The 11,658-nt window shown below is 45.3% G+C and carries 12 protein-coding genes; 4 read left to right on the top strand and 8 right to left on the bottom strand.

Features of this window, described 5'->3' with window-relative positions; genetic code table 11:
• Nucleotides 1-7: 7 nt before the first annotated feature.
• Nucleotides 8-832: a serine O-acetyltransferase gene (gene cysE / locus F0261_RS04420; RefSeq protein WP_171337319.1), complete on the bottom strand. Its 825-nt coding sequence runs from the start codon at nt 830-832 to the stop codon at nt 8-10.
• A 5-nt stretch (nt 833-837) separates the two neighbouring features.
• Nucleotides 838-1,602, bottom strand: coding sequence for a tRNA (cytosine(32)/uridine(32)-2'-O)-methyltransferase TrmJ (trmJ, locus tag F0261_RS04415; protein ID WP_171337318.1), 765 nt, complete (start codon nt 1,600-1,602; stop codon nt 838-840).
• A gap of 255 nt (nt 1,603-1,857) precedes the next feature.
• Between trmJ and suhB the strand changes: the two genes are divergently transcribed.
• Nucleotides 1,858-2,634: an inositol-1-monophosphatase gene (gene suhB / locus F0261_RS04410; protein WP_014950183.1), complete on the top strand. Its 777-nt coding sequence runs from the start codon at nt 1,858-1,860 to the stop codon at nt 2,632-2,634.
• A 166-nt stretch (nt 2,635-2,800) separates the two neighbouring features.
• Here the strand turns inward: suhB and secF are convergent, their stop codons facing one another.
• The 6 genes from secF to F0261_RS19865 form a co-directional block, all read right to left on the bottom strand.
• Complete coding sequence (gene secF, locus F0261_RS04405; protein WP_171337317.1) at nt 2,801-3,742, bottom strand: protein translocase subunit SecF; 942 nt, start codon at nt 3,740-3,742, stop codon at nt 2,801-2,803.
• A 9-nt stretch (nt 3,743-3,751) separates the two neighbouring features.
• Complete coding sequence (secD, locus tag F0261_RS04400; protein WP_039218178.1) at nt 3,752-5,596, bottom strand: protein translocase subunit SecD; 1,845 nt, start codon at nt 5,594-5,596, stop codon at nt 3,752-3,754.
• 55 nt (nt 5,597-5,651) lie between these two features.
• Nucleotides 5,652-5,987 carry a preprotein translocase subunit YajC gene (yajC, locus tag F0261_RS04395; protein WP_025255932.1) on the bottom strand — a complete coding sequence of 112 codons (336 nt, stop codon included), beginning with the start codon at nt 5,985-5,987 and terminating at the stop codon, nt 5,652-5,654.
• Nucleotides 5,988-6,011: 24 nt separating this feature from the next.
• Nucleotides 6,012-7,124: a tRNA guanosine(34) transglycosylase Tgt gene (gene tgt, locus F0261_RS04390; protein ID WP_014950189.1), complete on the bottom strand. Its 1,113-nt coding sequence runs from the start codon at nt 7,122-7,124 to the stop codon at nt 6,012-6,014.
• A gap of 172 nt (nt 7,125-7,296) precedes the next feature.
• Complete coding sequence (gene queA / locus F0261_RS04385) at nt 7,297-8,343, bottom strand: tRNA preQ1(34) S-adenosylmethionine ribosyltransferase-isomerase QueA (RefSeq protein WP_171337316.1); 1,047 nt, start codon at nt 8,341-8,343, stop codon at nt 7,297-7,299.
• A 434-nt stretch (nt 8,344-8,777) separates the two neighbouring features.
• Nucleotides 8,778-9,053, bottom strand: a complete 276-nt coding sequence (locus tag F0261_RS19865) for a DUF6471 domain-containing protein (RefSeq protein ID WP_014950191.1) — start codon at nt 9,051-9,053, stop codon at nt 8,778-8,780.
• A gap of 292 nt (nt 9,054-9,345) precedes the next feature.
• Here F0261_RS19865 and F0261_RS04375 point away from each other — a divergent pair, with 292 nt between their 5' ends.
• From F0261_RS04375 to F0261_RS04365, 3 genes are all read left to right on the top strand, one after another.
• Nucleotides 9,346-9,735, top strand: a complete 390-nt coding sequence (locus F0261_RS04375; protein ID WP_014950192.1) for a DUF2170 family protein — start codon at nt 9,346-9,348, stop codon at nt 9,733-9,735.
• 23 nt (nt 9,736-9,758) lie between these two features.
• Nucleotides 9,759-10,439, top strand: coding sequence for a PspA/IM30 family protein (locus tag F0261_RS04370; protein ID WP_039218195.1), 681 nt, complete (start codon nt 9,759-9,761; stop codon nt 10,437-10,439).
• Between the two features lie 152 nt (nt 10,440-10,591).
• Entirely contained in the window at nt 10,592-11,647 is a 1,056-nt protein-coding gene (locus F0261_RS04365) for a potassium channel family protein (protein ID WP_170826512.1), read from the top strand.
• Nucleotides 11,648-11,658: the final 11 nt, after the last annotated feature.

The following is an 11,658-nucleotide window of genomic DNA, read 5'->3' as shown; positions in this document are numbered from 1 at the left end:
ATTAGAGTTAAATAGCGGGGTCGAAAGAAGAGTGAGCCTTCTCTCGCTCTTGGGTTTCCGTTAGGTCGAAACCCGTTTCTGCGAAATCTTCAGCGCTAATATTGTGTAAATTATCGGTACACACATCTCCACCTAGCGACTGAATGACCTTGCACATCTCTTCCACTTTGGTGTCCATTTGGTGCATGTGCTCTAGCATTATGCCCATCGCATTTGCCACAGGATCAGGGTTATCTGGCGCGACAGCATAGGCATCAAAACCATATTTCTGGGCAATTTTATCTCGCTCAGAGTTTACCGACGCATTCATCTCTTTTTGCTTCGAGATAATGATACGACCGGGGATCCCCACCGCCGTAGCGCCATCAGGAATATCTTTTACGACCACAGAGTTAGACCCTACTTTAGCGTTTTCACCTATAATAATAGGCCCTAACACTTTGGCACCAGCCCCAACTACAGCGCCTTTTTTAAGGGTTGGGTGGCGCTTACCTGCTCTCCAGCTAGTTCCTCCAAGAGTAACGCCGTGGTAAAGGGTGACATCATCGCCAATTTCTGCGGTTTCACCAATGACCACACCCATACCGTGGTCGATAAATACCCGTCGCCCTAACGTGGCACCAGGGTGAATTTCAATCCCCGTAAGCCAGCGGCTAAAGGTTGATAAACTGCGTGCCAACCATTTCCATTCAGCCTTCCATAGTTTGTGACTAATGCGATGCAGCCAGACAGCGTGAAGGCCGGGATAGTTGGTTAGCACTTCAAAGGTGTTTCTGGCCGCTGGGTCGCGATGAAATACACCTTGAATATCATCTTTTATACGGGCGAACATAGTGTTTACTCTTTTTCTTCTATTGCTGGTGCAGGGTCTGCGTCGCCTGAGTTAGCATTCTTCACCGATTTATCGATAGACGCCAATATACCGCGCAATATATTAAGCTCTTGAGACTCAGGACGCGCTCGGTTAAACAAGCGGCGCAGCTTAGTCATAACCACACCCGGGTGACTTTTGCGAATGAACGAGGTGCCTTCCAGCGTGGTTTCCAAATGCGTATAAAAACGCTCTAAATCGTCATTCAGTGGATATTCTTCCTCAACACTTGGATAGGTTTCGCGATTTAGATAGGCCATGCGAATTTCATAACAAAGGGTTTGCACTGCTGCTGCTAAATTAAGTGAGCTGTATTCGGGGTTGGCTGGAATACACATATGGAAGTGACACTGCTGCAGCTCTTCATTAGTTAAACCACTGTTCTCACGCCCAAATACCAAGGCTACCGGGTACTTTTCTACTTCTTGGACCAGCTTCTCTCCACAGTCGCGCGGGCCTAACATCGGCCATGAATGAGTGCGAGAGCGTGCAGACGTCCCTACTACCAAGCCACAGTCTTTAACTGCCTCTTCCAGCGTGCTTACAATTTTCGCATTAGCAAGTACATCGCCAGCCCCTGCCGCCAATGCACTGGCTTGGCCGTCTGGCTCATTTACTGGGTCGACAAGATATAAGCTGCTCAGCCCCATGGTTTTCATAGCTCTTGCTGTCGAGCCGATGTTTCCCGTGTGAGACGTGTTAACTAAAATAATGCGAATATTCTCGAACATGCGTGTAATACCTACGTACTTATTTGGATAGCGTCTTTAATTCGATAATACGCGCTTTTGGCGTACTATCTTACAGACCTTAATAGCGTGAAGTTTAACACAGCGGCAGTATAGATGGCTATTCACGCTATTGTGCTGGGATTTCATTTGCATCGCGCATAGATTCTGGTAGACTCCGCCCGTTTTCGAAAACAACTAGCTATTTTTTATACAGCTGGTTTGTTTCATTGGTCTTTTACAATTGGTGGTTTATCTATGCATCCTATGCTGAATATTGCGGTGCGCGCTGCGCGTGCGGCTGGAACAGTTATTGTTCGTGGTTTTGAAAAACATAATGAAGTAGCAACAGAGTCAAAAGGCTTAAACGACTTCGTTACTCAAGTTGATAAAGAAGCAGAACAAGCAATTATTGCCAAAATTCAGCAGTCTTACCCGAACCATTGCTTCCTAGGTGAAGAATCGGGTGAAGTTTTGGGCACAGAAACTGATTATCAGTGGATCATCGATCCACTAGATGGCACCACTAACTTTGTAAAAGGCATTCCTCACTTTGCCGTTTCAATTGCACTTCTTCACAAAGGTCGCTTAGATCAAGCGGTTGTTTTTGACCCAATTCGCAGCGAACTATTTACCGCGAGCCGTGGTCAAGGCGCACAGCTTAACGGTTATCGTATTCGTGCTTCTAAGCCTCGTGACCTTTCTGAAACCATTATTGCTACTGGCTTACCGTTTAAGAACAAGTCTCAATTTGGCGAGTATGCACTAAGCCTTAACAAAATCTTCCACGAAGTGGGCGACATTCGCCGCGCAGGTAGCGCAGCGCTAGACCTTGCTTACGTTGCAGCTGGCCGCCACGACGGTTACTGGGAGCGCGGCATTAAATCTTGGGATATCGCAGCAGGTGAGCTTATTGTTCGTGAAGCTGGCGGCTTGGTAACTGACTTTAAAGGCGGTAACGATCCACTTCACAAAGGCGAAATTGTTGCTGGTAGCGTGAAGGTTGTTCAAGGCCTAGTTAAGCATCTTAAGTAAGAAGCATCTTAAGTAAGTTAAACACCTTACATAGTTAGGCAAAGAGGCTAAACCCTCGCAAAATTATTGAATAGAGGCGCTATGAACGGCGCCTTTTTTTGTGACCATTTGGCATAAAAAAACCGCATCATAGATGCGGCTTTTTGTACGTTTCAGGCGTGTAAAACTAAGGCATAGGATCTAAATCTGCGCCTTCCTTTTCCACTTGTGGCGGCATTAGGTCTTCTTTACTAATACCCAATGCAAGTGCCACTGAACTTGCGATATACACCGATGAGTAAGTACCTACCACTACACCAAACAGCAATGCTGTTGCAAATCCGTGAATAAGCGCACCACCCTTGTAGAATAATGCAACCAATACCAACACCGTGGTTAATGAGGTGATAATAGTACGGTTTAGGGTTTGCGTTAGCGAGATGTTGATAATTTCAACAGGCTCACCTTTACGAATTTTGCGGAAGTTCTCACGAATACGGTCACACACAACGATGGTATCGTTAAGTGAATAACCAATTACCGCTAGTACCGCTGCAAGTACCGTAAGGTCAAATTCGATTTGAAGTACTGAAAACAAACCCAGCGTAAGTATAACGTCGTGAGCGAGCGCCGACACTGACCCTAGAGCGAATCGCCATTCAAATCGCATTGCGACATAAACCAGAATACACAAGAGTGCGACTAGCATCGCAAGGCCGCCCTGCTCAGTAAGCTCTTCACCTACGTTAGGACCTACGAACTCGATACGACGCATATCAACCTCAGTACCGTCAGCGCGCAGCGCAGCCAGCACCTGCTCACCAATAGTCACGGCTTTAACGCCATCACGAGGAGCAATGCGGATAAGAACATCTTGGCTGCTGCCAAAGTTTTGCACGATAGCATCTTCGAAGTTAGACTCGTTAAGCTGAACCCGAATAGCTTCTAAATTGGCCGCATCTTCATAACCAACTTCAATTAGCGTACCGCCAGTGAAGTCTAGCCCCCAGTTAAGGCTATTAACGCCTAGCGACACGAACGAACCTAAAATGAGTACCGTTGATAACACCATCGCAGGAATGCGAAGGCGCATAAAATTGACGGTATCGGATAGTTTTAATAATTGCATGTTACTTCCTTAAATCGCCAATTTCTCTACGCGTCGACCGCCCCATACTGCGTTAACAATAACGCGCGTAACTAGGATTGCGGTAAACATCGAGGTTGCTATACCAATCATCAGTGTAATCGAGAAGCCTTTAATTGGGCCTGTGCCCACGGCAAACAGGATTAAGCCTGCAATGAAGGTGGTAATATTAGCATCAAGAATGGTAGAAAAAGCACTGTCGTAACCCTGATGAATGGCATGCTGTGGGCTGCGGCCGTCACGTATCTCTTCTCGTATACGCTCAAAGATAAGCACGTTTGCATCTACTGCCATACCAACGGTCAGTACAATACCTGCCATACCCGGTAGCGTAAGTGTTGCACCAGGGATCATCGACATAATGCCTACAATCATAACCAGGTTTGTAATCAGAGCGATATTCGCTACCACACCAAAGGCTTTGTAATAAATCAACATGAAAACAAGTACCGCTGCCAGACCATACATAATAGCCTGCATGCCCAGCTCAATGTTTTCTTTACCCAAGCTTGGTCCAACCGTACGCTCTTCAACAATTTGAATTGGCGCAATCAGTGCACCTGCGCGAAGTAGCAACGCTAAGTCACGGGCTTCTTTCGGTGAATCAAGACCTGTGATTTGGAACTTGCTACCCAGCTGCGCACGAATAGTCGCAACCGAGATCACTTGCTCGTGTTTTTCAAATACTAGCTTGCCGTCTTTGTTACGTTCGCCGGTCGACTTGTATTCGATAAACACCGTAGCCATTGGTTTACCAATGTTCCCACGGGTTGAGCGAGACATCTTATTACCGCCTTCAGAATCCAGCGATATGTTTACGTTCGGAAGCCCATATTCATCAACACCGCTATTCGCATCAATAATATGGCTACCGGTAAGCATAATGCGCTTTTCAAGCAGCTGAGGAATGCCTTGCTGATCTTCAATCACTTGAGAGCCAGGAGGAACGCGGCCGTTCAATGCATCACGGATGTCGTTCTTCTGGTCTAGCATGCGAAATTCTAGTGTTGCTGTGGCATTAAGAATCTCTTTCGCACGGGCGGTGTCTTGAATACCTGGAAGCTGCACAACGATGCGATCAGCACCTTGCTTTTGTACAAGCGGCTCAGCTACGCCAAGTTGGTTAACACGATTACGAATAATGGTAATGTTTTGCTTAACCGCGTTGTCGCGAATTTCTTGAAGCTTGCTTTCAGCAAAAACAGCGCGAAGCGTTAAGTCGTCCACTTGGTTAAAGGTAAGGTCGCGGCTTTGGTTACGCAAAAAGAACTCTGCCTTGTCTAGTGTATCTTCATCGCGGAAGCTAATGTCGATATGATCGTCAACCTGCTTTACACCGCGATAGCGAATGCCTTCTTCGCGTAATGAAGTACGAAAACCACCCTCTGCATCTTCAAGAGACTTGGTAATAACCTCGGTCATGTCCACTTCCATTAGGAAGTGCACACCACCGCGAAGGTCAAGACCTAGCTTCATTGGCGCGCCACCTAGGCCTTCAAGCCATTCTGGCGTGTCAGGGGCAAGGTTCATAGCCACGTAGTAGTCATCACCAAGCGCCTTTTCAAGCGTTTCACGCGTAACAAGCTGGGTGTCAGAATCCGAAACGCGAACTAATATTTGTTCGTTCTCAAACTCAACACGTTTTGGAGAGATATTCTTTTCACTTAGCGCGGCTTTTACTTGTTCCACAGTGGCGTCAGTTACCACAGCGTCACGGCCTGCTGAGATTTGTACGGCGTGATCTTCACCGTAAATGTTAGGAAGCGCATAAAGTGCACACATTGTAACCACAATGAGTGCACTCAGTACTTTCCAAATAGAGTTTTTGTTTAGCACTGGATAATCCTTTCGTGCCAGTACCGGGAAGCGTCCCGGCCCCGGCGATTGTTACTTACAGTGACTTCATTGTGCCTTTAGGCAGCACAGCAGTTACTGAAGACTTCTGAACAACGATGTTGTTTGAATCGTTAAGTGCAACTTCAATGAAGTCTTTTTCTTCTGACACTTTAGTGATTTTTCCAACCAAACCACCTTGTGTTAACACTTCATCGCCTTTGCCTAGTGAAGATACTAGGTTTTTATGCTCTTTTACGCGCTTAGCCTGTGGGCGGTAAAGCAAGAAGTAAAAGATTAAACCGAATACAGCTAGCATGATGATCATTTCCATGCCGCCACCTTGCGGCGCACCAGCAGACTGTGCGTAAGCGTTAGAGATAAATAGGCTCATAAAATTCCCCAAATATTATCGTTGTTATAGTGCCGGAACCGGCAACCCTTTTTGTTCATAAAATTCTTGTACAAACTCATCAAGCGTACCTGCGTCAATCGCATCGCGAAGACCCTGCATCACACGCTGATAGTAGCGAAGGTTATGGATGGTATTTAAGCGCGCACCCAAGATTTCGTTACACTTGTCCAAATGATGTAGATAAGAGCGAGAATAGTTTTTACAAGTGTAGCAATCACAATTCTCATCTAATGGCGAGGTGTCGTTTCTGTGTTTCGCATTGCGAATCTTCACTACGCCTTCAGTCACAAACAAGTGACCATTTCGCGCGTTGCGCGTGGGCATTACACAGTCAAACATATCGATACCGCGGCGCACAGACTCAACCAAATCTTCAGGTTTACCCACGCCCATTAAGTAGCGAGGTTTATCTTCCGGTATTTTAGGCGCGGTATGATCAATAATGCGGATCATATCTTCTTTCGGCTCACCGACTGAAAGACCACCAATGGCGTAACCGTCGAAGCCAATCGCTTCAAGGCCAGCAAGTGAAACGTCGCGCAGACCTTCGTACATACCGCCTTGAATGATACCAAACAGTGCTGCTGGGTTATCGCCATGGGCTTCTTTACTACGTTTGGCCCAACGTAGCGACATTTCCATTGAAACGCGCGCTTCTTGTTCAGTAGCGGGGTACGGCGTGCACTCATCAAAAATCATCACGATGTCAGAGCCCAAATCGCGCTGAACTTCCATCGATTTTTCAGGCGTAAGTAAGATCTTTTCGCCGTTTATCGGAGAGCGGAATGTTACACCTTCTTCGGTAATTTTACGCAAATCACCCAAGCTAAACACTTGGAAGCCGCCAGAATCCGTAAGGATTGGCTTGTCCCAATTCATGAAATCATGCAGGTCGCCGTGCTGGCGAATAATGCCTGTACCAGGACGAAGCATCAGGTGAAACGTATTTCCAAGACAGATGTGTGCACCGCTGTCTTTTAATTCTTCAGGGGTCATTCCCTTAACAGTACCGTATGTACCTACGGGCATGAACGCTGGCGTTTCAACAACACCGCGTTCAAACACCAAACGACCGCGTCGTGCTCGGCCTTCGGTTTTTAACAACTCAAATTGCATGTGAAAGCATTCCCACTTTGGTGCGCTTTTGCGCTGGGTATAAAAATAAATTGGCGGCGATTATACCAGTAATTCGGCTGAGATCATGCCCCGTATCTATGTTTATCTGTAACTAAGCTGGAAAGGCCTGCAAAATACCGATTTACATGCCCTGTATCGTGGACGAATGTGCTTAGGCGCGCTCAATAAACATAGAATCACCGTAGCTAAAGAATCGATATTCTTTCTCAATCGCTTCTTGATAGGCATTCATCACGTTGTCTTTACCTGCAAATGCGCTAATTAACATCATTAGCGTGGACTCTGGAAGGTGAAAATTGGTGAACATTGCGTCTACCACTTTAAACTCAAAACCAGGGTAGATAAAAATCTCAGTATCTTCGTTAAATGGCGCAATAACTTCCTCGTCACCGCGCTCTGCGCTTGCTTTTGCCGCTGATTCCAAAGAGCGTACAGAGGTTGTACCCACTGCAATAACGCGTTTACCGTTGGCTTTTGTGGCTAGAACAGCGTCAACGACGTCTTGCGGTACTTCGGCGAACTCTGCGTGCATCTTGTGCTCTTGAATATTATCAACGCGCACAGGCTGGAATGTACCCGCGCCGACGTGCAAAGTTACAAAGGCCAAATTCACGCCTTTTTCTTTTAACGCAGCCAGTATTGCATCGTCAAAGTGAAGCCCTGCAGTAGGCGCTGCAACCGCGCCCGGCTTTTGATTGTAAACGGTTTGATAGCGCTCTTTATCTGAATTTTCATCGGGACGGTCAATATAAGGAGGTAGCGGCATGTGGCCATGGGCTTCTAGCAGCGTTAATACGGTCTCATCGTGGTCAAACTGTAAAATAAATAGCGTATCGTCTCGCCCTGTCACTGTAACATTCACTTTTTCTTCAAGAATAAGCCTAGTTCCAGGTTTAGGTGCCTTACTCGCGCGAACATGTGCTAGCGCAGTATTATCCGACGTAATACGCTCAATAAGCACTTCTACTTGTCCGCCAGTTTCTTTTTTACCAAGTAATCGGGCAGGAATAACCCGCGTATTGTTGAACACCAAGAGGTCGCCTGGCTCTACAAATTTCAGCATGTCAGCGAACATCGTGTGCGCTACATTGCCAGTCTTCCCCTCTAAATGTAACAAGCGACTCGCTGTACGTTGCTGAGTTGGGTATTTGGCGATAAGTTTTTCGGGTAGCTCAAAGCTAAAATCTGATAGTTTCATAAATACGACTAAATTACGGCATAAAAGTTAGACAAAAGTAGAATATTAAGTACCATTTAAGTTGCAAATTAAGGCTAATAAAAATAGATTTACAGCTTAAGACAGAGTTAAAATAAAAACAAAAAACATTACTTATCAATAAATTAAAAAATAACGTATATTGTGAAATAACTTTATATTGAACAATATACGCACAATTCAAGTTATTAAATAGCACTCAACACCTTAAACGGTTAAGATACATACAGATAGTGATGATGTTCTCCCATAAACATTCCTTATCATTCGTACCCAGCACTTGCTGGGTATTTTTTTATCTGCTTGTTTTCCCTGCCTGCCTTCACTCATCGCAACGTTATTGCGAAGCTCCGATTCCTCTGCGCGACAGGTTAGTTGAATATCGATATCTTATAAACGGCGGTATTTTACGCTGTTTATTGCTGAAGATCAGTTAAGATTTCTTCTAAAAGCGCCGCATCTAATGGACGCGCCTTCAACACGTACAAAATTTGCAGAAGTAAATCGGCGCCCATAATACCTTTGTTTACCTTATTTCTAAGGTTATCTGCGCTTTGCTCCACGCCAATCTCTTCCAGCCTTTGGCTTAACGCTTGATATTTTACGCCGCGCACAGACATCTCAGATTTCACGACTCTTGCTACCGTTTGCCGCCACGCATTTTTAGCACCTTGCGTATTTCCAGTGTTCACACAGCCTCCAAAAACCACACGAATGTGATATATATTTTACAAAAACACACTTTTTTACACTTATGACATGTATTTAATGTTGACGATTATGGCACAACAGGTCTACACTGCAAGTCAAGATATTGGCGAAAATGAAAATAGTCGTTACAGTAACTTCGGTTGTTCTTTTGGTAATGCTTGGTTTCAAGTTTTGTGTTTCAACACGGATTTAAGCGTAGCAATGCATTATAAGACACCACATATACGACATTCGTTTTCAACATTATCGCTTTAATAACTAAAGGAGAAAGGTATGAGCTGGGAACTGGAAAGCATCGAAGCCTTATTTAAAGAGCATGATGACTTTGTGGTAACACGTGAGGAAAACTGCTTACTTATTGCTAATCAAGACGGCATAGATGCCTGGCTTGCTATCAGCGGAGAGCAGATTTTAGTAGAGAGTCTTTTGTTTGCAGCGTCGGAAGTAAAAGATAAGCCAGCGCTAGATCATGAAATATTGTCAACTCATATGGTGTTCCCTTTAACCACGGTAGGCATTTCAAACATTGGTGGTGAAGAGTACTACACTGCCTTTGGTGCGTTAAGTGCCCAGTCAAAAGCTGAAAGTATTGTTATTGAAGTGGAAACCCTGTTTCAGAATGTTGCATCTTTCTTAGATGCCTACGAAACACACCTTAACTAAAATTTACTTCTAAGGAGAAGCGAATGTCAGTGTGGAAAAAATTAGTAACTGCAGTAAAAGGTGGTGCAACCGAAGCTGCTCAATCTGTCGTAGACAGTCAGGCTATTCGAATTCTGGAACAAGAAATTAGAGAAGCCAAAGAAGAACTGCGCAAGTCAGACCATGCACGTACCCAAATTTTGGCAAAGTGCAAACTTTCTCAGCAAAAAGTGGATAGCTTCAATTCGTCAATTGCGGAATACGAAGCTCACGCGCGCAAGGCCATCGATAGCGACCGCCAACTCGCGCTAGATTGTGCTCAAAAGGTGTCTGAACTTAAAGAAGAACGAGACCAAGAACAAACATATCTTGATCAGTTCCAGCAGTCAGAAAAGCAGCTGGCACAAAATATCCAACAGGCGAAAGCGAATTTACGTCGCTTAGAGCAGCAAGTGGATATGGTAAAAGCCACTGAAAGCGTTCAGAAGGCGCAAGTAGCGGTTTCTTCACGCCACATGGGCGCGAATAGTAAAATGAAAACCGCGACTGAATCGCTGTCTCGCATTCAGGAAAAGCAAAAGATGCGCAATGCTGAGCTACAAGCAGCTGAAGAGCTAGCGAATAATGAATCGAGCAGCGATCTAGAAAAACGCTTAGCGGAAGCAGGCATCAAAGGGGGGAAAACTTCTGCAGACGATGAGCTAGCGCGAATTCTAGGCAAGTAAAGTAAAGTAAATGAATGGGAGCCAAGCGCTCCCATTTTTAATTCTTGTTACATAAATCTCTGCGAAAATTGTTAGATAACAAAGAGCTAACCTAGACAAACCAAGCACTTCAAGGCAGAGTAAGGGCACGCATAACAAGGGCTGTTTCTTTTATGTCTCCATGGATAAAACTGCGAAAAATCATGCTGCAATATTTTGCAGAATCACGCTGGTACACTATTGTCGGTGCCACCGCCTTTTACGCAGTAACAAGCTATTGGCTACTTTACGCTGCAGACGAGCACGATTTAATTACCAACGCCGACTTTATTTACTGGCTGGCGGTCACCGCCTCTACAGTGGGCTATGGTGATTTATCTCCCGTCACGCCAGCGGGAAAACTGGTTGTAGCGCTTTACGTCATACCGCTTGGTTTGAGTATCTTCGCCATGGTAATTGGCCGGATTGCAGCTTGGGTTTCATTAACGTGGAAGAAAGGATTGTTGGGTATGAATAGCTTGATGCTAGATGAACATATCTTAGTAATTGGGTGGAATGAGCAGCGTACTATGCTGCTGCTTGATTTAATACTTCAAGAACGCGATGCCATGCCAGAGCGCCCCGATATTGTGCTGTGTGTGAAGGCTGATATCACTAACCCCATGCCTGGCGTAATTGAGTTCGTGAAGGTAGATTCGTTTAACAAAGACGAAGATATGGATCGCGCTTGCGTGTCCACCGCCCGAACTATTCTTATCGATAACCCACAAGACGATGTGACGATGACTACCGCGCTGTATTGCACTAAGCGTAATCCTGATGCACATCAGGTGGCTTATTTTGATGATGATAGCCTAGTCAGCTTACTTCAGGATCACTGCCCTAAAGTGGAGTGTACACCGAGCGTGGCAATAGAAATGCTGGTTAAAGCCGCTTTTGATCCTGGTTCTAGTATGCTTCATCACGACTTACTGAGTATTGAAGAAGGCCAGGCGCAATTTTCAGTAAAAATCCCAGAAAGTAGCCACGCCATTTCTGTTGCTAAGTTATTTATTAATTTGAAACGTAAACACGATGCCATCTTTATTGGATATGCGCCAAATGGTCTTGTGAAAGAAATGGTGGTAAACCCACCGTTGGACGTTACGTTAAACCCGGGCGACACTTTGTTTTACATTGCTGAGCGCCGCATTAACGCAATTAACTGGTCTTCTCTAGACGCTGATTAAGAGGCGTAAAC

Origin of the sequence: Alteromonas sp. 07-89-2 (genome assembly GCF_013113925.1) — a bacterium.
GTDB classification, from domain to species: Bacteria; Pseudomonadota; Gammaproteobacteria; order Enterobacterales; family Alteromonadaceae; genus Alteromonas; species Alteromonas macleodii.
Note: the sequence above shows the minus strand (reverse complement) of the source record. Positions and strands in the feature narration are given on the sequence as shown.

Bases quoted from the DNA above. Each gene is read 5' to 3' on its own strand.
- cysE (WP_171337319.1), bottom strand. From the start codon at position 832: ATGTTCGCCCGTATAAAAGATGATATTCAAGGTGTATTTCATCGCGAC.
- trmJ (WP_171337318.1), bottom strand. From the start codon at position 1,602: ATGTTCGAGAATATTCGCATTATTTTAGTTAACACGTCTCACACGGGA.
- suhB (WP_014950183.1), top strand. From the start codon at position 1,858: ATGCATCCTATGCTGAATATTGCGGTGCGCGCTGCGCGTGCGGCTGGA.
- secF (WP_171337317.1), bottom strand. From the start codon at position 3,742: ATGCAATTATTAAAACTATCCGATACCGTCAATTTTATGCGCCTTCGC.
- yajC (WP_025255932.1), bottom strand. From the start codon at position 5,987: ATGAGCCTATTTATCTCTAACGCTTACGCACAGTCTGCTGGTGCGCCG.
- tgt (WP_014950189.1), bottom strand. From the start codon at position 7,124: ATGCAATTTGAGTTGTTAAAAACCGAAGGCCGAGCACGACGCGGTCGT.
- queA (WP_171337316.1), bottom strand. From the start codon at position 8,343: ATGAAACTATCAGATTTTAGCTTTGAGCTACCCGAAAAACTTATCGCC.
- F0261_RS04375 (WP_014950192.1), top strand. From the start codon at position 9,346: ATGAGCTGGGAACTGGAAAGCATCGAAGCCTTATTTAAAGAGCATGAT.
- F0261_RS04370 (WP_039218195.1), top strand. From the start codon at position 9,759: ATGTCAGTGTGGAAAAAATTAGTAACTGCAGTAAAAGGTGGTGCAACC.
- F0261_RS04365 (WP_170826512.1), top strand. From the start codon at position 10,592: ATGTCTCCATGGATAAAACTGCGAAAAATCATGCTGCAATATTTTGCA.